This window comes from Pseudovibrio sp. Tun.PSC04-5.I4, from assembly GCF_900104145.1.
GTDB lineage: Bacteria > Pseudomonadota > Alphaproteobacteria > Rhizobiales > Stappiaceae > Pseudovibrio.
This window is the reverse complement of the sequence record NZ_FNLB01000006.1, coordinates 4,420,840-4,440,679: the sequence shown is the minus strand read 5'-3', so window position 1 is coordinate 4,440,679 and position 19,840 is coordinate 4,420,840. Positions and strand designations below refer to the sequence as shown.

Genomic DNA, 19,840 nt, shown 5'->3' with positions numbered 1-19,840 from the left:
AAACCCAGAATTCAATATGAAAACAAATGCAACTGGCTTCTTAAAATCTAACACAAATCTCAAAATCAAATAAACAATTTGCTAGGGCACCTCCCGGAAGATCTAGGTAGTTCTACCAGATCTCGTTTCAAAAAAGCGGAATGAGAAACCTCAAAAAGGGACGCAAAAATGCCTACAGTTCTATGTAAATTCAAAGACATTGATGATTTCTTTGGCAAATATGACAAGTCCGGTTGGGATGCCATCAGTAAAAAAGAAAAGGTCGGTGCTAAAGATAAGGTAAAGTTTAGTAAGGTTATCGGCAGCGGTAAGCAGGGCCTGCGTAAAGCCTTCGATCAACAAGTCGAAGAATCTCCAATTATTGCAAAATACACCGCTGCAATCGAAAGCATAGACAAAGCGATTAAAGCCAAAGCCCCCATCGTGAGTAAGATGGAGGAAGCAAATCATAACATCAAAATAAAGATGCTTTACATTAAGGGGTTAGAAGATCAGGCAAAACAGCAGAAAACAGACATTTCAAAAGATGAAAATTATAAAAATCAAAAAAGTATTTTGAAGGATATGGTGAAAGAGAGGCAGCCAATCCTAAAATCGAAAAAAGAATACGATAGCCTCCAAGAAAAGCTGAAAGTAGCCAACTCAGCCTGCGAAAAAAAGAAAAAGGAAGTCGCGACGAAGGTGGGCGTCAGTGTACAAAGTGATGGAAGTAAGCTCATCGTTTACATTGGCAAACGTGACGAAGCTGCAGTTAAATTTTTGAACTCCTGAACCAAGCAAAATCTTTATCTGTATCGACAGCAAAAACACAATTCGCGACGATGTGATTGCATCAGAGCGAATTGTACCACTCGTGATAACAACCTTAATCTACAAATCCATCTTTGCCGAACATTGTGAAAAGCCCTGTTGCGACCAGTGTTTCTTTGCCATCACTGATCCCGAACACATCTGCTTTTGCGGTGGTGACCATGTTTCCCGGCTTGAGGACGCGCCCTCTGGCAATCAAATGTTCCCCAATTCCAGGTCGCAGGAAATTCACTTTGAACTCAACAGACAAGACGCCCTTCTCTGCTGGCATCAGCGAGAAAGCTGCGTATCCTGCTGCCACATCAGCAATGGTGGAAATAGCACCCCCATGGAAAAACCCATGCTGCTGTGTAACGCCATCCTCATGCGGCAACACCACATCAATAGCCCCCGGCTCCATATCACCAAGGTAGGCACCAATGTGCCCCATCATCTTTTGTTTGTTGAAGCTTTGCTCAACCCGGCTCTGCCAATGCGCGCAAGCTGGAATAAATTCACTCATAAACAGTCCTCAAGAGCGCGTACTACTCAAACGATTGGAGCCCGCACCAAAATCAGGGGCAGGCCGCACAAACGCAACGGGCCACCCTCAGCTTTAAAGAGGCGTAGTGTAACGATCACTGAAACAGTATGTCTAATGGGTCAAACGGCTAAGCTCTGTTTAATCTTGATAGTTGGGCCACAAACCCGGTGTTGCTAATTCCACCACATTGCCAAAAGGGTCATCAAAAAAGAGGCTTATGCCTCCTTGCGGCCAGCGCACTTCACTTCGGATCGGGATGCATTTATCCTCCAGATACTCACGCCAATCGATAAGCTCATCTCTTGAAATCGCAAATGCAAAGTGTGACCGGCCATCAGCTCCATGTCCCGGCACCACACCATAAGGGCTTTCAACGTCCTTCCGGCAGGCACCGCGCTTGAAGATAAGCAGCATTTGTCCGGGAGCAACAGCATAGCCCCACATTCGCTCACCCTGCACGACGCGCTTCAATCCCAGCATTTCACCGTAAAATGTGTGTGCGACCTCGCAATCGTCCACGTAAACTGCTGTTTCAACAATACCATTGATACCTGGGGCACCCATTCCAGACCTCCTGCCTGGCTAGTATGGTAAGGCAAACCACCACGCTGCCAGGAACAAAAACGTAAAGAAACCAACCACGTCCGTTATCATGGTCACAAACACTGAAGAAGCAATGGCAGGATCCGCTCCAATCCTCTCTAATCCCATAGGAACAAGAAGACCAAACAAACCGGCACAAATGGAGTTAATCAGAACTGCACTCCCAATCACTACCCCAAGTTCTGGGTTGCCAAACCATGCCCCTGCAATAACACCAACAAACACTCCAAGACCCACGCCGTTGAGAATGCCAACCAGCAACTCGCGTCGTAAAACGCGGAGCAGGTTCCGTCTATTCAACTCTTGTGTTGCGATTGCGCGAACCGTCACCGCCATCGTCTGAGTGCCGGAATTACCACCCATAGAGGCAACAATCGGCATCAACACAGCAAGCGCCACCATACGTTCGATAGTGGCGGAGAACAGGGAAATCACATAGGCTGCAAAAATGGCAGTAAACACGTTGACCGTCAGCCATGAGATACGGGATTTGGCAATCTCCAGAACGCTGTCTGAGATTTCCTCGTCACCCACACCAGCCATCGCCAGCATGTCCTCTTCAGCCTCTTCCTGAATAACATCCACAATGTCATCAACAGTAAGGATACCGACCAACCGCTCGGAAACATCCGTAACAGCGACAGAAATAAGATTGTACCGCTCGAACAACCGAGCCACATCCTCCTGGTCATTAGTAACCAGAACGGAATGGCGTGTCTCCTCCATAATCTTGGAGATCTTCTTGGAGCGCTTAGTTCGCAGCAATTGGTCCAGCGCCACAGCTCCCAGCAGACGGAAACCGGGATCAACCACATAAAGCTCATAAAAGCTTTCAGGCAGGTCCTCAGAGCTCCGCAGATGGTCGATCACCTGCCCCACTGTCCAGAACGGAGGCACAGCAATAAAATCGGTCTGAACAATACGCCCAGCGGTTTCCTCGGGAAACTCCAGCGCACGTTTAATCTGAACCTGATCAACATTCGGCAGCTGAGCAAGAATCTTATCCTGCTCTTCCTGCTCCATATCCTCAAGCAGATAAACCGCATCATCGGATTCAAGTTCACCGATCCCCTCAACAACTTCATCATCTGGCAAAGCTTCCAGAACCTGCGCACGCACAGATTCCTCCATCTCTGTCAAAGCGGCGAAGTCAAAATCATCACCAAGCAGTTGAATAAGGAGAACGCGGTCATCATGTCGAAGGGTTTCCAGCAGGTCACCCATGTCCGCTTCATGCAGATTACCCGCAAGCTCACGGATGACACCTGCATTGCGCACTTCGAGCGCAGCTTCAATACGAGTGACGTATTGAGCATCAAGGTGCCCGCTTGCATCTCGAACATTCGGTGGAGGGGGCACAGCATGAAGCGCACCGGGATTTTCCGATTGGGTCATGAGACCTCCACTGGTTTGAACCAAATGCCTGAACTGAGCATCGTCCCTCAAGATTGCAGAAATTTGAAATACCCAGGTACCGCCGTCCCTGTGCACAGTTTTGTGTTTATAGCGACCTTGTCAGACCGTGCAATGCTTTTGCGAAGAATTCGCGATTTACATTGGAACGCATGGAAATCGTAAAAAACGCAAAACCACTCAAATAAGCGCATATCAACGCAAATGAAGGCCTTCCCTCGTTTCCGTACAACAGAGCTGTGTTTGTATTTACATTTGAAAACAGGGAGGTAGATGGCAAAAAACCCCGGTTCAATAAAGAACTCGGGGTTTTTGGTGCGGCCGAGAAGACTCGAACTTCCACGGGTGTTACCCCACAGCGACCTCAACGCTGCGCGTCTACCAATTCCGCCACGGCCGCAAAACCTAGGCTGCCTCCGGTTGGCTTGGCTTGTTAGCCTCGCCCCGTCGGCTGGTGAGCGGTGATATAGCCAACCCCTCGAACCAGCGCAAGTGCCCTTTTCCAGAAATTCACAGCACACTGCAAAAAAATCGAAAAAACCTCGTTTTGACGGGGACTTATCCACCGAACGGGTGGCTTCAGATACGATCTTCCATGGAAATGGGCCGCATTTCTACAGCACGCTGCAAAACCTTTGTGATGACAACGCCAATTTTATCGCCAACAACAGTCACCTGCCCTTCGGCAACCGGTGTGTTATTGGCTAAAATGACAACATCATCAGCTTCTTGAGTATCCAACTCGATCACCGCACCACGTCCCATCCGCAACAATTGATGCACTGGCATGTCGGATTTTCCCAGCACCACCGAAATATCAACGGTGATATCATCGAACCTGTTCATATCTGTCCTCCAGCAAGTCAGAGAATAAAAACCAGCAATCATATACTCTGTGAGTTGAGTGCCCTGTTATTTTTAGTGTAGACGCTTACATCTCATTAGGGCAAACTTCCTAACCGAAATCCGCAGATCATTTTGGGAAAAAACATGGCAGATCGTCAAACACTCACAACTGACTTCCTTCCAATCGAAGGATCTCCCCCCGTTGAATGGGTCATTGATGACGATCTTGTCCCCTATGAAGTTGCGCAAAAAGAGATGGACGAACGCGTCGCAGCCATAGCAGAAGGCACGGCAGCAGAACGCGTCTGGCTTTTGGAGCACCCCCCTCTATATACAGCAGGCACCAGCGCCGACCCTATTGACCTCATCTCAAAAGATCGTTTTCCAGTTTTTGAAACAGGCCGCGGCGGACAGTACACCTACCATGGCCCCGGGCAGCGCGTTGCTTACGTCATGCTGGATCTGAAGCGGAGAAAACAGGATGTCCGAGCCTTTGTTGCTGCATTAGAACAATGGCTTATCGATACACTCTGGCAACATCACGTGCGCGGAGAACGCCGCGAAGATCGCGTTGGCGTCTGGGTAAAGCGTCCGCAAAAAGGGGAAGGTGTTGAAGACAAGATCGCAGCCATCGGCATTCGCCTGAGGAAGTGGGTCACGTTTCATGGCATCTCACTAAACGTGGACCCCGATCTGGAGCACTTCTCCGGTATCGTACCTTGCGGGATACAGAAACACGGCGTCACCAGCCTTGTAGATATGGGCCTGCCGCTCTCTCTGCCGGAGGTAGATATTATCCTACGGGCGCAATTTGAAGAGATCTTCGGGCCAACAACAACTATCGGACCATCTGGTCTGGTACGAGCGCCTGAAACAAGCTCAGAGTAATCAATGTTCGATCCGGAAAGACCCCTTTTCTTCTGGGGCCTCTTCCAATCTGCTCAACGCATCCACCTGCGCAGCCGAAGGTCCAACCTGCATTGCCATCAGCAAAGCATCAACTTTCTCTGGATCACCAGAAACAACAACCTCAACAGACCCATCCGGCAGGTTCTTGCACCAGCCGGAAACACCAAGCATTCCCGCTTTTTTATAGAGCCAGGCGCGATACCCAACACCCTGCACCAATCCCTTGATGGAAAAGTGTATGGTTTTCATAAACATCTCCTGAAACGCTGGCCGTTATAGCCAACGGCTCATTTTCTCTTCGAGAACAGTGACGCAGGCCATTTCTGCCAAGCACGCCTAGATTGCAAGCCTTAAAAAAAACATCAACTCCCATATCTTATAGGGTCATCGCATTAGGAGACACTTTATGCATTTTTTCAAAGGCAGCCTTATTGCCGTGACACTATCTGCAACAGCAGTCGCAACGACCTTCCCCACCTACGCGACAGCAGCGGAAAGCACATCAAAGCGATTTAATGAGATCGTCGAAACCGCCGCCTATAAGCTGGGCATCAAAAGCTTTACCCAGCAAACCAAGCAGAACCAGACCGACAACGAAGCCATCTTCGCATTGGGAGCCCTGCAGTTCCTCAGTGCACTAGAAGTGTTACAGCAGGACCTCTACCGGTACGGCGCAGGCAATGCAGCAGTCGACAGAAATCTACGGTCTTTCCTGCCTATATTCAGAATACCAGTCGCACCTAATCCTTCCCCAGAGGCAATAACCTACGAGAAAACAAGAGAAATGCTTGAGAGGTTTGTATCCTCCATGGAACAAGCCAATCAGACATTGGAAACTCTTTCAGATCAACCGGTTAAGCTGCCAGTTGATCTCCTGAAGATTTCATTGGACGCTGACCAGAGTGGAACAATCGAGCCCCACGAAAATCTCTCAAATATTCTGGGAAGCCTCTCAAGTTCTCGCGTTTTCAAAGTGAATGACAAAGCTCAGTCTTTTCCAGTCACCTTTGATCAGGCAGACGCAAAATGGCTTCAGGGCTACTCTAACCTGCTTATGTCCGCGGCAAACTTCCTTCTCGCCTTTGATTACCAGAACACATACGATCTCACCTTTCACAGTGTTTTTGGTCCATCCGCAACTGAGTACGGCCAGTTGCTGGAGGAGAAGAAAAAGTATGAAGATGGCAGCGGCTTTGCTTCATTCGCCGCTCCCCTCAACTTCATTCACAGCATAAACTGGCAGGTTGAAAACCCGGATCGTCTCAAAGCGACCCATCAAAACCTGCTCAAAGTTATGCAACTGAATTACGAGACATGGGAACTTGTTGGAAAAGAGACAGATGACGACAATGAATGGCTTCCCAATCCAAATCAAACAAGCCCGTTTCAATCTCTTGCCGTCACTCAAGAGACTATCGATGCATGGCTCAAAGCGGTAAGCGCAACGGAACAGGTGTTAAACGGAGAACTTCTTGTTCCTTCAATGGTTTTTGAAGACGGGATCAACATGAAGAAATTCTTTGAAACCGCTCCCTCGTTTGATCTGGTCCTCTTCATCACCGGACCGAACTCGGTTGACTATGTTGAAGATGGTCCGGTCTGGGAGGGAAATTTCCTGAGAACCATTACAAGGCCCATGGGCCGTAACTTCGGCTCTTTTGCCGCCTGGTTTAACTAACACCCACAGAGCATTAAAAAAGCCCGGAGAAACCACCGGGCTTTTGTTTAACTGGACGTGCGCTCCACATGAACAATGTAAAGCGACGCACCAATAATAAGGGCTGCACCAAGCCAGAGATTTCCAGGCGGCGCCCATCCAAAGACGAGAAAGCCACAAAGCACATTCAGCGGCAGCTTCAAATGGTCGAATGGCTGAAGATAAGCAGCATCAACGCGCTCATAAGCCATTGCTAGAGAGCCGTTCGCAATGGCACCCAGCAAACCAGCCAGAATAACAAGCCACCACATGCTCATGCCTACAGGCAATTCCAAGCCACTTGGAGCCAGCAACGCCAGAACAAGATTGATCGGAGTCAGAAGCAGCAGTAGATAAAGCGTAACCGATTGCGGGCTCTCTTTCTCTTCAAGCTTCTTCATACACAAGATGGAAGACCCCCAGAGCAATGCAGCCACAATCGGCAGCAGTGCAACCAGCTGGAATGTCTCATCCCATGGACTCAGGATAATCATCCCCCCAACGAACCCAATAGCCGTTGCTAACCAGCGCTGACCACTCGCTTTTTCGCGAAGAAATGCAGCAGCACCAATGGTTACAAAGAAAGGAGAGGTCATCAAAAGCGCAATGGCCTGCCAGATCGGCACACCGTTTGCCAAACCCGCAATCCAGAACTGAACGCCTAGCGCTGCCAAAATCACGCGGAAGACATGAAGACCAAGCTGTGTGGTTTTTAGCCCGACAAAACCGATACGCCAGATGACCGGCAGCATAACAACCAATGAAACAAAGTACTGCCAGAACGTTGCACTCGTGGAGCTAAGCCCTTGCACCAACGTCAGATACTGCATAGCGGAGTTGGTGATAGCGAAAGCCGCACCTGCAAAAATCATCCAACTCGCGCCAACAACGGCAGCAGATGTCCGCATAGAGCTACGTGATGTACTCATACACGCGCCTCATTTAGGTCAGCTATAAACAGATTGAACATAAACATCTTTCTGATCCAAAGAGCAGCACAATCAGGCTGCAAAGTTCCATTGAATCAGGACGCGCAAGCAAGCGGCGTTCATTGGAACACCTCCACACCTACATTCTCTTTCATCCGGACTATAACCGTCGGTTCCGGGATCTCACCGGATCTGCTGACCCCTCTCACCATAGAGAAGGCGCTCGTGGACTTATGATCATGAAAGACCCATCACCACCGGTAGGGAGTTTCACCCCGCCCTGAGAATTAGGTCCCCCCAAAAAGGGAACACTGTTATCTAACAGATTCTCAGGAAATTACGAGTAGGCTTTCAGTCTAACTGAAAACAATCCTATAGGGAAACATAGCGCTGTTACCGCAAATCCCACTGACGTAACTCTTCCCGGTACAACTCAGGAAACTGCCAGTGCGCGGCGCCAGACATAACCCCTTCCCACGCTTTGATGTGCGGTTTGCCTGTTTTCGCAGTTCGGCTCACATACAAAATTGCAGATTTGCTTTGCTGGCCAAAACGAACGGCAAGGAACACTTTATCCAGTCCCTTTCGGAAAAGAGCTTCCGCTCCATCAACAACAGCGATTTCACCAACCCGGCAGTCCCAAAGTACGCCGTGAACGGTTTTCCCCGGAGACTTCACCATAGAAGGCACACCTTCAGAGGTGACGATAAAGCGATACCCACCCATAGAAGCAGGACCGAGCGCTTTCGCGTTCGGGCAACGGCTTGCCATAATTTTAGGATCCAACAGACGGCCATAAGCAAAGTAAATCGGCATAAAACACTCATTAGAAGAGGGTGAAATCAGGAAACGAGGCTTCCAGCAAGATGCGTAGCAAGCTCTGTAGGCGATGACACAACAGTACCGGCCTTATACTCTGCAAGCTCCTCAGCAGAACCGTACCCCCACAGCACACCAATTGAGGCAACGCCATTTTCAGAAGCCGCAATAAGGTCGTGCTTCCGGTCTCCGATCATAACTGTTTTTGAAGGGTCGAGCTTTTCCTGCTCCAGCAGATAAGCCAGCAGCTCAACCTTGTTGCCGCGGGTCATATCCAGCTCACAGCCGTAGGTCTTTTCAAAAAAGCCATCCAGCTCAAAGTGGGCGATGATCTTTTCCGCATAAACCCATGGCTTGGAGGTACACACAAACAGGCGATCGCCGCGGGCTTGAGCTTCACTAAGAATCTCTTTGATGCCCTCATAGCGCTTATTTTCATAAAGACCGATGGTGGTATAGCGCTCACGGTACAGGCGAACAGCTTCAAGAACCAGCTCTTCATCCTCAGTATCAAGGAGTTGACTAAGCGTTTCGGTGAGCGGAGGGCCGATAACAAAAGCAAGGTCTTTTGCCGGAGGAACATCACGGCCAAGTTTTTCAAGCGCATATTGAACGCTGGTAACAATGCCAACAAACGGGTCTGTCAGCGTTCCATCCAAATCAAAAAGCAGAGTGCGCAAAGCCAATTCCTCAAACTGGGCATTGGCTTTGCGCCAACCCCTTATTCAAATTCCATGATCACTGCATCAACTGCCAGACTATCACCCGGCGCAGCCTTAATTGCGCTTACCACACAATCACGTTCAGCCCGAAGCACATTTTCCATTTTCATGGCCTCAACAATGGCAAGCTGCTCACCAGCCTTTACCTCCTGTCCCTCTTCCACATGAAGAGAAACAACAAGCCCCGGCATCGGGCAAAGCAACAAGTTGGATGTGTCTGGAGCAATCTTCTCAGGCATCAATGCGGCAAGTTCCGCAATCCGCGGGCTCGTCACTTGTGCAACTACAGAATAACCCTGCCAATCCAACTGGTAGCCATTATCAACAGCACGCACCTGAACGCTAACATTACGAGCGCCAACCTGCCCTTTCCATAACATCTCACCTGGAGCCCACCTGGAGGCAACGCGCTCATGTGCGCCGCCCTCAATGCACACGTCCAGATCAATAGGCGTTGCAGGCATACCTTCAAGGAGTTCAGCGACCAGCTTCTCTCCATTGATCAGAACAGCCCACTCGCGGCGAACAGCCCCATGGTGCGGACGCAAACGACCCGGCAAATGATCAAGACGCTCACGCTCAATCAAATGCATAGAGAGTGCAACAGAAGCCAGCACAGAGCGGGCCTCTGCATCTGGAATCGCAGGCTCGAACCCATCTGGATATTCATCTGCAATAAAGCCAGTTGAAATTTCGCCGGAGCGCCAACGAGGATGTTTCATCAAAGAGGCTAGAAACGGCACATTGTGCTGAATGCCATCCACCTGAAACTCATCAAGCGCTGTGCTCATGCCTGCAATCGCCTCGGCTCGGGTCGCAGCATGCGTCACCAGCTTTGCAATCATCGGATCGTAGAACATGGAGATCTCAGATCCCTCAACAACACCAGTGTCATTACGAACCACGTAGTTGCCATGCTTTCCTTCAGCAGGCGGGCGGTAATATGTCAAACGACCAATGGAAGGCAGGAAATTGCGGTATGGATCCTCAGCGTAGATGCGACTTTCAATGGACCAACCATTCAACTTCACATCCTCTTGCTTAATAGCCAGTTCTTCACCAGCAGCCACACGGATCATCTGCTCCACAAGGTCAACACCGGTAACTAATTCCGTTACAGGGTGCTCCACCTGAAGACGGGTATTCATCTCAAGGAAGAAGAAACTCTTGTCCTGAGCTGCCACGAACTCAACCGTACCAGCACTGTCATAATCAACGGCTTTAGCCAGTGCAACAGCCTGCTCACCCATTTTGCGGCGGGTTTCTTCATCCAAAAGCGGAGATGGAGCTTCCTCAATTACTTTCTGATTTCGGCGCTGAATAGAACACTCACGTTCACCCAGATAAATAACGTTACCGTGTTTATCGCCCATGATCTGAATTTCGATATGGCGCGGATTTTCAATGAATTTCTCGATGAAGATGCGATCATCACCGAACGAACTGATTGCCTCAGATCTGGCACGATCAAAGCCATCCATTGCCTCGCTATCGTTCAATGCAATGCGCATGCCTTTGCCGCCACCACCGGCTGATGCTTTAATCATCACCGGGTAACCGACTTCAGTTGCAATACGCTTGGCATCTTCAGGTGTTTCGATCAGTCCCATATAGCCTGGAACAGTCGAAACATCAGCATCCGACGCAAAGCGTTTGGAGGTGATTTTATCGCCCATAACTTCGATGGCTTTGGAATTTGGACCAATGAAGACAATGCCTTCCTGCTTCAAGCGCGCACAAAATTCAGCGCGCTCGGAAAGGAAACCATACCCCGGATGAACAGCTTCAGCACCCGTCTGTTTGCATGCATCAATAATCTTGTCGATCACAAGGTAGGATTTTGCAGCTGTCGGCTCACCAATATGAACAGCCTCGTCAGCCATCTCAACATGAAGTGCATCCCGGTCCGCATCGGAATAAACTGCAACCGTTTTGATTCCCATCGCCTTAGCAGTCTTAATGACACGGCAAGCGATTTCGCCACGGTTTGCGATCAGAATTTTTGAAAACATGCGCCCATCCCAAATACACGTAGTCTTACTATACAGTGCTGGGTTGTAGGCATCTCCACACAACTCCGCAACCTCACAATAGGGCGAAGAACCATCGTGCGGCCCTATGGCAAATCGCTTTTCCCAAAACAGAAAACACCCCCCTCAAAACAACGGTGTTTCGAGAATTTTTGAGCACATAGCATTGAGTTTACCAGCAACCTCTGGCAACAGAAGAACTCCAACTGCCAAGAATAGGAACGGAGCCTCACAATGAATGAGCATAAGATTTATCTGGAAGGCCTGTCCTTCTTTGCATTTCATGGCCTTTATGATGAGGAAGCCAAACTTGGCCAACGCTTTATCGTAGACCTCACCTGTTGGGCAGATTTTGAAAAAGCCACTCATTCGGATGAATACGAAGATACAGTTTGCTACGGCACTCTTGCCAAGACTGTAGAGGCCGTGGTCACCCAATCCCGCTTCAACCTATTAGAACGTCTTGCAGGAGCCATTTGTGAAGCTGTTTTCAAAATGGATGTGCGCATCTCAAAAGTCACAGTGAAGGTGAACAAGCCATCAGCTCCGGTCCCTGTTCATGTGGGTGGATTTGCAGTGGAAATCACACGCGAGAGACCGGAAACCTAAACTCAATTCACCTTGATTTTCTTCAAGGTCGGCTAACCACGCCGCGTCTTCATACTCGCACAACCCGGGTATTCCCTGCAAAACAGAAGAAACTGCGGCTTTTAAAGTCACAAACATCACCTGTTTGTAAGGACTAGCTGACGTCATGAGACATGTTCCCACGACCATTGTTGCCAGCTCTCTCATCACCCTGCTCTGGGCTGCCTCTGCACAAGCGCAAGCAAGACCTGACACGACAAAACTCACCTGCGAGCTGGCCAAGAGCCTCGTCAACAAAACCGGTGGCATCGTTTTAAATACGGGGCCTAGAACCTATGATCGCTATGTCAGTGATATAAGATATTGCCTGCACAACGAGGTTCTGCGCCGGAAGTGGGTCCCCACACTTGACGAGAAAAGCTGTCAGATAGGCTATAGCTGTTCACCTCGCACCCGTCGCAATCAGTAGGAGGGGAATATAAAATGTTCCTCTCAACCCTCCTCACATCAGCAGGCCTCATTCTGGCAACCACCATAACCGCACAAGCGCGGCCAGATACACGTACGATGACCTGTCAGCAAACGCAGACGTTGGTACAAAAATCCGGTGGTATAGTGCTCAGCACAGGCGTTCGTACGTATGATCGTTTCGTCAGCAGTTTGCGGTTTTGCCAGCCCCCCGAACGCCTGAAGAGCAGGTGGGTTCCGACAAAAGATCAAAAGAAATGCTTTATTGGCTACTCCTGCGAGCCACCTTACGACAATGATTTCGACTTTTTTGACTGATCAGGCGAGCAAACACTCTCCTCGGCGACATTTCATTACAAACGACAGGTTTCAGAGTGGTTGAATTACCCTCACAGTGATCCACATCACATTTTACTTAACACCTTCAAGAATAACAAAGTTGTGAACTGACAAATCCACAGTCCAGAGTAAGCAAATTGGTGATTTTGTGTTGCGTAACACATAATTATTTTTTGATATGGTTATCTATATACCTACAGACGGAAACAACAATCCGCCGATAAAATAATAACAACTGACAATGATTAGAAATAGGGACGCACCATCAATGACAAATACAGATTAAAGCAACAAATCTAAAGAATATACAGATCTGAATACTTATTAAGTACAGGTCAAACCCATCTATAAAACTTAAAAAATTGAAAGTTAATCACAATGAAAAAGATCGCTCTGACCCTTTCCGTACTCGGCCTCATCTCTGCTGCTTCTGTTGCTCAGGCTATGAACGTTCCTCTTACAAGCACTGTTGATCTGTCTAGTTCACAGGTTAAAGAACTGGTTCAAGATCGCGGTGCAATCGTTCTGGCAACTGGCCCAGGCCTTTATGACCGTTACGTAGCAAACGGTTCTTACTGTTCTCCAAACGAAGAAACACAAAGCGCCTACGTCGTTACTAAGGACTCCAATGCCTCCCTCATCGGATACACCTGCGTCGTAGATAACAACGACAGTTAAGCCTAGCTCGCCCCAAGTTAGGTATCCTCCCCCAACAACAAGAGCCCCAACCTTCAAATGAAGGTTGGGGCTCTTGTTGTTTCATGCAAGCTTATCGCTATTTAGAGCGGAATATTATCGTGCTTACGCCAAGGCATCTGCTGGTCCTTGGTTCGCAGCATAGCGAGAGCCCGCGAAATACGCATGCGGGTTGCCTGAGGCATGATCACCTCATCAATATAGCCACGCTCTGCGGCAACAAACGGATTCGCAAAGCGATCCTCATAATCCTTCGTGCGCTCTGCAATTTTCTCTGGATCACCCAATTCTGAGCGGTAAAGAATCTCGGTTGCGCCTTTTGCACCCATCACAGCAATCTGAGCGGATGGCCATGCATAGTTCACATCGCCGCGAATGTGCTTGGAGCTCATCACATCATACGCACCGCCATAAGCCTTACGCGTAATAACCGTGATTTTTGGAACGGTCGCCTCGCCATAAGCAAACAACAACTTCGCGCCATGCTTGATCAACCCACCATATTCCTGCGCAGTTCCCGGCAAAAAGCCAGGAACATCCACGAAGGTAACAAGCGGAATGCCGAAGCAATCGCAGAACCGAACAAAACGTGCAGCTTTGCGACTCGCATCACTATCCAACACACCAGCAAGAACCATGGGTTGGTTAGCCACAATACCAACACTACGACCTTCAATACGGCCAAACCCGGTTATGATATTGCCCGCGAAGCTCTCCTGAATCTCGAAAAAGTCACGCTCGTCGACAGTCTTCAGGATCAATTCCCGCATGTCGTAAGGTTTATTCGGATTATCGGGAACCAGCGTGTTCAGACTCTCATCCAAACGAGCTGGGTCATCATAAACTTCCAACTCTGGAAGGCAGGCCTTATTGTTCATTGGCAGATAGTCAACCAACCGCCTGATCTGCAGCAACGCCTCAACATCATTGTCAAAAGCACCATCCGCAATGGATGATTTGGTCGTGTGAATACTCGCACCACCCAACTCTTCCGCTGTTACGGTCTCGTTGGTCACTGTTTTCACAACATCAGGGCCGGTCACAAACATATAGGATGTGTCGCGCACCATGAAAATAAAGTCAGTCATGGCGGGTGAATACACATCACCACCGGCACATGGGCCCATAATCACGGAAATCTGCGGAATAACGCCGGACGCTTGAATATTACGCCAGAACACCTCGCCATATCCACCAAGTGCAGCAACACCTTCCTGAATTCGCGCGCCACCTGCATCGAAAATACCAATGATCGGCGCGCGGTTCTGCAGCGCCATGTCCTGGATTTTCATAATCTTCTCAGCGTGGGTCTCAGAAAGTGAGCCGCCGAACACCGTAAAGTCCTTGGAGAAGAGATAGACCGTACGACCATTGATCGTACCCCAGCCCGTTACAACACCATCTCCTGGAAAATGCGTTTCCTCCATACCAAATTCAGTACAGCGATGCTGCTTGAACATGTCGTATTCTTCAAAGGAACCTTCATCTAACAGAATTTCAATGCGCTCTCGTGCGGTCAACTTTCCGCGCTTATGCTGCGCATCAATCCGGCGCTGCCCTCCACCAAGCCGCGCTTCATCGCGCCGTTTTTCCAATTCAGCCAGAACTTCCTTCATAAGATATCTCAGCTCCCAATCTAACTGAGATATCTCCTAGCACGCCCCTACGCAATAAAACTAGTGAGCCGTTGGATTGAGAGCATCAGCCAAATGCAACCGATCTACCTCACAATTCTACCCGTAAGACCCTGCAGAAAACCAAGCTTTTATGCCATTTCTCGTGTCAAAAACTAGCCGGATTCCTCTGCGCTACCTGCATTCAGCAATCCATACTTTTCTTCGCCAATTTGCCCTAAAAGTTCAAGTTGAGTCTCCAGGTAGTCACAATGGCCTTCTTCATCCGCTAAAAGTGAGTCAAACAACGCCATTGTAACAAAATCACCCTGCTGCTCACAAAACCGGCGGGATTCGCCATAATATTGAATAGCCTCACGCTCTCCGGCAAGGTCAGCTTCCAACGTTTCCTTAACTGTCGAGCCAATGCGCAACGGAGCAACATGTTGCAAGTTGGGACGCCCCTCCAAAAAAACAATACGTTCAATAAGCCGGTCCGCGTGTCCCATTTCCTCAATGGATTCAGCGCGCTCCTTCTTCCCCAGCTTGGTGTAGCCCCAATCTGCAAGCAACCTGTAATGCACCCAGTATTGATTGACTGCCCCAAGTTCCATGGAAATGGCAATGTTTAGGCGTTCGATGATACCGTCTTTTGCTTTCATAAAATCCCGGCGCTGACTGCCGCTCCTTTAGGTACGCATTTTTCCGCCAACCCACCTCTTCAGTGCTGTCTCATTTGGCCGGCTGCCCTGCGTGCTGATCATGGGAAATGTCTTTCATCATAAACATAGATCAACAGAGAGGCGCGCCTACCCAAATCGAGGATTGTTGCTAACGAACCACTAGCCCGACAAAGACAAGTTTAGGGCAATAAAAAAGGAGCCACCAAAAAGGCAGCTCCTTAACTAATCAACTAGGAATAAAAAGGATTATTCGCCTTGATCTGCAGATTTGGCGTTAAGCGCGCCATAGTTTTGCTCGCCAATCTTCGCCAGAAGATCAAGCTGGGTTTCAAGAAAATCAATGTGACCTTCTTCATCTGCCAGCAGATCATCAAACAATTTCATGGTGACGTAATCACCTTCTTCATCGCAAATCTCACGGCTTTTTTTGTAAGAGGTGCGCGCTTCATGCTCGCCAGAAAGGTCTGATTCCAGAACCTCTTTCAGGTTTGCGCCGATTTTCAGCGAGCCAATGCTCTGCATATTCGGGTGACCGCCGAGGAAAAGAATGCGCTCAATCAGTTTATCTGCGTGCTGCATTTCCTCAATGGACTCTTCACGCTCTTTTTGCGCAAGCTTGCCAAAACCCCAGTCTTCCAACAGACGAAAATGCAGCCAGTACTGGTTCACCGCACCAAGTTCTAAACGCAGCGCTTCATTCAACCGCTCTATTACTTTTTCATTATGTTTCATCAGCGGGATTCCTTCAAAATTATTGATTATTCCAATGGTCGACGATCTTCCCGCTTCAAACGGGTATACACCCTACATATGGCCTAGCGGCCATACTCTTCAACAGATTCGATGTTATTGCAGATAATATCTTTTCAAGAAACCACATACACCAAACGTTTAATTGCACGCATGTTGGTGTCCGATAACCGGCGATAAAACAAAAAAGCGCAACTGGGTGTTGCGCTTTCCAAAATCATTACATTTAGCAACAAAAAGATCTATTCTTCCTCAGGCACACCTACAAGAATAAGCACAGAAGCCATGAATTCCTCGTGCTTAAAACGACGAATACGGGCGGCTTCATCATCCTGCCCCCACAGCTCGATGTTCCAGTCCTCATCCACATGAGCTGCAGACCAAACAATGTCAGCATCAAATGCTTTTTCCGCAAGCCCCAGCGCAAGAAGCGCAGAGCCCGAGATAGACGTCACGGTATGGATGCCGGCGAGTTGAAGTGCATCGTACTTATTCAGTTGCTCACGATAGGCGCGCGTAATCGCAGCATCCTGCGCAACATGAATGATCCCCTTGGCAAGTTCAAACGACCCACCAAATAGATTTTCAGCCCATTCAATCACAGGGTCCCACTGGTTTTTCTGGCGTTCCACCAGTTCAGCAGGTGCCTCAGCGCGGTAGCACAAATGATCATTACCCGCGTACCGGGTAATTTCATCGGCCACATCACCAAATTTGTCTTCAACAGAATCTATAGCGGAGTGCGCAATGCGGGTGAGCGGCATGGTGGCTGGATCAATTTCCTCCTCCTGCAACTCCCATTCCGCCGCGACACCCTCAGCGATCGTCTCATCTTTAAACACCAAGGTATTCCGAGCTGGCGTTTTGATAGAGCTACCATCAAGGAGAACGGCATAAACATCGTCTTTTAGTTCAACGCTTACACGCTCATAAAACCGCTTAGGCAAGTTCTGTTTGCTGTGCGCACGCGCCGCCTGTACTGCATCAACAGGCCCTCTTGCGATATCCTCTGCAATCTGCTCAAAAACGTCACGCATTATGCGACTTCTCCATTCCACATGAAGTGCTTCGAAAGCACCGGAATTAGCTCACTAAACTGATTGATGACATGGGTCGCGCCTGCGTTCTTCACGTCTTCTGCGCTATGGTAGCCCCAAGTGACGCCTACAGATTTTACACCTGCATTGCACGCCATCTGCATATCATAGGTAGTATCACCTATCATTATGGTGTTTTCAGGATCAATGCCCGCCTCGTTCATCGCTTGGTACAACATACCTGGATGAGGCTTGGAAGGTGCAACGTCCGCCGTTTGTACGGTTACAAACTTGCCTTCCAGTTTATGCAGAGCAATTAGATGCTTCATACCGCGAGAATGCTTCCCCGTCGCGATACCAAGCAGAACATCATCCATGCCAGCAAGAGCATTCAGCGCTTCAAGTGTCCCCTCATAAAGCGGGTCATGCTCAGCGCCTTCTGCACGCATATTCCAGATCACCTGCTGGTAACCTTCAATCATGCGAGTAATAAGCTCAGGATCACTCCGACCGAGAAGCTTCTCAAAAGCAACATCAAGCGTCAGGCCAACCGTCTGGAGAACCTCTTCCCGAGAAGGAACAGGCAATCCGACCGCTTTATAACCAGCTTCAAACCCGGTCATGATGTTGTTTTGGCTATCCGCAAGCGTGCCATCACAGTCAAAAACAATAAGATACATAGAGCTCAAACCACGTTTGAATAGAAACTTTATTCAGGATCGTTCATTTCAGGGTCGTATTCCTTCACATCCATACCCAGCAAATTCCATGTCTGCTGCATGTGTGGAGGCAGAGGAGCCGAAACATCAATGACGCCGTTTCCAGAAGGATGAGGAATCAAAATGCGCCGCGCCAAAAGGTGCAGCTTGTTTTGAATGCCGCCCGGCAATTCCCAGTTCGTAATGTTAAAGTACTTCGGGTCACCAATAATCGGGCAACCAATATGGGCTGCATGGGCGCGAAGCTGGTGCGTCCGACCGGTAACAGGCTTAAGGCTGACCCAGGATAGCTTTTGTCCAGACTGCTCAACAACGCTGTAAAGGCTGACCGCGTGCTGAGAATCCTCAACACCGTGACGGACAATCTTCATACGCTCTTCGCTTTCATCGCGAGCAAGATGGGTTGAGATACGGCCCTGTTTTGGCTTTGGCACACCTGCAACCATAGCCCAGTAAATCTTGCGCGTATTCCGGTGACGAAATGCCTTTGTCAGCTCCTGAGCCGCACGACGCGTTTTTGCAATGAGCAAAATACCGGAGGTTTCACGGTCAAGACGGTGAACAAGGCGAGGCTTATCGCCCTTCTGATTGGCAAACGCATCAAGCATGCCATCCACGTGGCGTGTCAATCCAGAACCGCCCTGAACAGCAAGGCCAGCTGGTTTGTTCAGCACCATCACATGGGCATCTTCAAACAGCATCATCTGTTCAATAGCTTCACGGTCGCTATCGACTTGTTTGCGGGCACGCGGCCTTGCATTAGCACGATCATCAGCAGCAAGCTCAACACCAAGCGGTGGGATGCGAACTTCCTGTCCAGTTACCAACCGGGTAGAGCTTTCAGCGCGTTTGCCGTCCACACGAACCTGTTTAGTCCGCAACAATTTCTGTAAGCGACCAAACCCGAGTTCTGGGAAATTTTCTTTAAACCAGCGATCCAACCGCATACCGGTTTCGTCTGCATCAACACGGCGCATTTCGATCTTAACCGGGCTGCTGCCTTTGATTGGGGTTACTTCTTTTTTCTCGGAGCCACTCATGGGCTAACGTCCTGACGTTTGAGGGAGGCAGCAAACAACAGCGCGCCAACCGTTTCTGATTAAATTCGTTGGCGCTCATTTGGCAGCTGAGGACAAAACATGCAAGTGTTTCACGTGAGGGAATGCCTTCAAAAGCAAAAAACCATCAAGTTTCTATGAGTTTTCGAGGGAAACTGCAAAATTAGGTTAAGACTTGTCGTGTCAGATAAAGCCCAATAAAAAGTGCGGAGACGGACAGAATAAGTGACATAAGCACGTAGGCAGCAGCCGTAACCAGCTCGCCACGTTCCCACAAAACAGCAACATCCAACGAGAACGTAGAGAAGGTTGTAAAACCACCTAGGAATCCAGTTGCAATGAGGTACCTGAGTTCAGAAGAGCCATTCAGGCGCTGTGCCAGAACCTCAATAAAGATCCCCATAAACAAAGAACCAAGAATGTTAACGGCAACGGTTCCCCATGGAAATCCAGATCCGAGAAGACGCAGCCCAGCCATTGAGATTAAGTGGCGGCAGACGGCCCCCACACCACCACCGATAGCGACAAGAATAAGATGCTTCATGTCTTTTCACTAACGGATTTATCTGGGGCTGTCTTCTATAAATTT

General features: G+C 49.1%; 23 protein-coding genes, 1 tRNA gene and 1 riboswitch. Of the genes, 7 read left to right on the top strand and 17 right to left on the bottom strand.

Annotation, left to right across the window (positions count from 1 at the left end; all coding sequences use genetic code 11):
- Positions 1–168 precede the first annotated feature (168 nt).
- On the top strand, positions 169–771 hold the full coding sequence (locus BLS62_RS25890) for a hypothetical protein (RefSeq protein WP_093188085.1): 603 nt from the start codon (positions 169–171) through the stop codon (positions 769–771).
- A 94-nt stretch (positions 772–865) separates the two neighbouring features.
- Here the strand turns inward: BLS62_RS25890 and BLS62_RS25885 are convergent, their stop codons facing one another.
- From BLS62_RS25885 to BLS62_RS25865, 5 genes are all read right to left on the bottom strand, one after another.
- Positions 866–1,312: a PaaI family thioesterase gene (locus BLS62_RS25885; protein WP_093188083.1), complete on the bottom strand. Its 447-nt coding sequence runs from the start codon at positions 1,310–1,312 to the stop codon at positions 866–868.
- Between the two features lie 159 nt (positions 1,313–1,471).
- Positions 1,472–1,897 (bottom strand): VOC family protein, encoded by a 426-nt coding sequence (locus BLS62_RS25880; protein ID WP_093188081.1) that lies wholly within the window; start codon positions 1,895–1,897, stop codon positions 1,472–1,474.
- Between the two features lie 18 nt (positions 1,898–1,915).
- Complete coding sequence (mgtE, locus tag BLS62_RS25875; RefSeq protein ID WP_093188079.1) at positions 1,916–3,331, bottom strand: magnesium transporter; 1,416 nt, start codon at positions 3,329–3,331, stop codon at positions 1,916–1,918.
- Positions 3,332–3,662: 331 nt separating this feature from the next.
- Positions 3,663–3,749, bottom strand: a tRNA-Leu gene (locus tag BLS62_RS25870).
- A 179-nt stretch (positions 3,750–3,928) separates the two neighbouring features.
- Positions 3,929–4,195: a FliM/FliN family flagellar motor switch protein gene (locus tag BLS62_RS25865; RefSeq protein ID WP_093188077.1), complete on the bottom strand. Its 267-nt coding sequence runs from the start codon at positions 4,193–4,195 to the stop codon at positions 3,929–3,931.
- 144 nt (positions 4,196–4,339) lie between these two features.
- On the opposite strand from BLS62_RS25865, the gene lipB reads away from it, so the two are divergent.
- Complete coding sequence (gene lipB, locus BLS62_RS25860) at positions 4,340–5,083, top strand: lipoyl(octanoyl) transferase LipB (RefSeq protein WP_093188074.1); 744 nt, start codon at positions 4,340–4,342, stop codon at positions 5,081–5,083.
- Here lipB and BLS62_RS25855 read toward each other — a convergent pair whose 3' ends face one another.
- Positions 5,084–5,353 carry an acylphosphatase gene (locus tag BLS62_RS25855; protein WP_093188071.1) on the bottom strand — a complete coding sequence of 90 codons (270 nt, stop codon included), beginning with the start codon at positions 5,351–5,353 and terminating at the stop codon, positions 5,084–5,086.
- A 157-nt stretch (positions 5,354–5,510) separates the two neighbouring features.
- Between BLS62_RS25855 and BLS62_RS25850 the strand changes: the two genes are divergently transcribed.
- Positions 5,511–6,782, top strand: a complete 1,272-nt coding sequence (locus BLS62_RS25850) for a hypothetical protein (protein WP_093188069.1) — start codon at positions 5,511–5,513, stop codon at positions 6,780–6,782.
- A gap of 47 nt (positions 6,783–6,829) precedes the next feature.
- On the opposite strand, the gene BLS62_RS25845 is transcribed toward BLS62_RS25850, so the two are convergent.
- The 4 genes from BLS62_RS25845 to BLS62_RS25830 form a co-directional block, all read right to left on the bottom strand.
- Positions 6,830–7,729: a DMT family transporter gene (locus BLS62_RS25845; RefSeq protein WP_093188067.1), complete on the bottom strand. Its 900-nt coding sequence runs from the start codon at positions 7,727–7,729 to the stop codon at positions 6,830–6,832.
- Positions 7,730–7,868: 139 nt separating this feature from the next.
- Positions 7,869–8,021, bottom strand: a riboswitch (FMN riboswitch).
- A 101-nt stretch (positions 8,022–8,122) separates the two neighbouring features.
- A complete protein-coding gene (locus tag BLS62_RS25840) occupies positions 8,123–8,545 on the bottom strand; it encodes a gamma-glutamylcyclotransferase family protein (RefSeq protein WP_093188064.1) in 423 nt (140 codons plus the stop codon).
- A gap of 26 nt (positions 8,546–8,571) precedes the next feature.
- Positions 8,572–9,228, bottom strand: coding sequence for an HAD hydrolase-like protein (locus BLS62_RS25835; protein ID WP_208991095.1), 657 nt, complete (start codon positions 9,226–9,228; stop codon positions 8,572–8,574).
- 41 nt (positions 9,229–9,269) lie between these two features.
- Entirely contained in the window at positions 9,270–11,282 is a 2,013-nt protein-coding gene (locus tag BLS62_RS25830; RefSeq protein ID WP_093188059.1) for an acetyl-CoA carboxylase biotin carboxylase subunit, read from the bottom strand.
- Between the two features lie 252 nt (positions 11,283–11,534).
- On the opposite strand from BLS62_RS25830, the gene folB reads away from it, so the two are divergent.
- The 4 genes from folB to BLS62_RS25810 all read left to right on the top strand — a co-directional run bounded on the left by folB (position 11,535) and on the right by BLS62_RS25810 (position 13,373).
- A complete protein-coding gene (folB, locus tag BLS62_RS25825; protein WP_093188056.1) occupies positions 11,535–11,909 on the top strand; it encodes a dihydroneopterin aldolase in 375 nt (124 codons plus the stop codon).
- Between the two features lie 145 nt (positions 11,910–12,054).
- Positions 12,055–12,357 carry a hypothetical protein gene (locus tag BLS62_RS25820; RefSeq protein ID WP_093188054.1) on the top strand — a complete coding sequence of 101 codons (303 nt, stop codon included), beginning with the start codon at positions 12,055–12,057 and terminating at the stop codon, positions 12,355–12,357.
- 14 nt (positions 12,358–12,371) lie between these two features.
- A complete protein-coding gene (locus BLS62_RS25815; RefSeq protein ID WP_093188051.1) occupies positions 12,372–12,674 on the top strand; it encodes a hypothetical protein in 303 nt (100 codons plus the stop codon).
- Positions 12,675–13,073: 399 nt separating this feature from the next.
- Positions 13,074–13,373 carry a hypothetical protein gene (locus BLS62_RS25810; protein WP_093188048.1) on the top strand — a complete coding sequence of 100 codons (300 nt, stop codon included), beginning with the start codon at positions 13,074–13,076 and terminating at the stop codon, positions 13,371–13,373.
- A gap of 101 nt (positions 13,374–13,474) precedes the next feature.
- On the opposite strand, the gene BLS62_RS25805 is transcribed toward BLS62_RS25810, so the two are convergent.
- The 7 genes from BLS62_RS25805 to crcB form a co-directional block, all read right to left on the bottom strand.
- Positions 13,475–15,007 (bottom strand): acyl-CoA carboxylase subunit beta, encoded by a 1,533-nt coding sequence (locus BLS62_RS25805; RefSeq protein WP_093188045.1) that lies wholly within the window; start codon positions 15,005–15,007, stop codon positions 13,475–13,477.
- A gap of 173 nt (positions 15,008–15,180) precedes the next feature.
- The gene (gene bfr / locus BLS62_RS25800; protein ID WP_093188042.1) at positions 15,181–15,666 is read right to left on the bottom strand and encodes a bacterioferritin; all 486 of its coding nucleotides are present in this window, start codon (positions 15,664–15,666) and stop codon (positions 15,181–15,183) included.
- 267 nt (positions 15,667–15,933) lie between these two features.
- Positions 15,934–16,419, bottom strand: coding sequence for a bacterioferritin (bfr, locus tag BLS62_RS25795; protein ID WP_093188039.1), 486 nt, complete (start codon positions 16,417–16,419; stop codon positions 15,934–15,936).
- A gap of 260 nt (positions 16,420–16,679) precedes the next feature.
- Positions 16,680–17,474 (bottom strand): ATP12 family chaperone protein, encoded by a 795-nt coding sequence (locus BLS62_RS25790; RefSeq protein WP_093188037.1) that lies wholly within the window; start codon positions 17,472–17,474, stop codon positions 16,680–16,682.
- The gene (locus tag BLS62_RS25785) at positions 17,474–18,154 is read right to left on the bottom strand and encodes an HAD-IA family hydrolase (RefSeq protein ID WP_093188035.1); all 681 of its coding nucleotides are present in this window, start codon (positions 18,152–18,154) and stop codon (positions 17,474–17,476) included. The genes BLS62_RS25790 and BLS62_RS25785 overlap by 1 nt, the downstream gene beginning before the upstream one ends.
- A 29-nt stretch (positions 18,155–18,183) precedes the next feature.
- A complete protein-coding gene (locus tag BLS62_RS25780) occupies positions 18,184–19,233 on the bottom strand; it encodes an RluA family pseudouridine synthase (protein ID WP_093188032.1) in 1,050 nt (349 codons plus the stop codon).
- A 181-nt stretch (positions 19,234–19,414) separates the two neighbouring features.
- Positions 19,415–19,795 (bottom strand): fluoride efflux transporter CrcB, encoded by a 381-nt coding sequence (gene crcB, locus BLS62_RS25775; RefSeq protein ID WP_093188029.1) that lies wholly within the window; start codon positions 19,793–19,795, stop codon positions 19,415–19,417.
- Between the last annotated feature and the right edge of the window lie 45 nt (positions 19,796–19,840).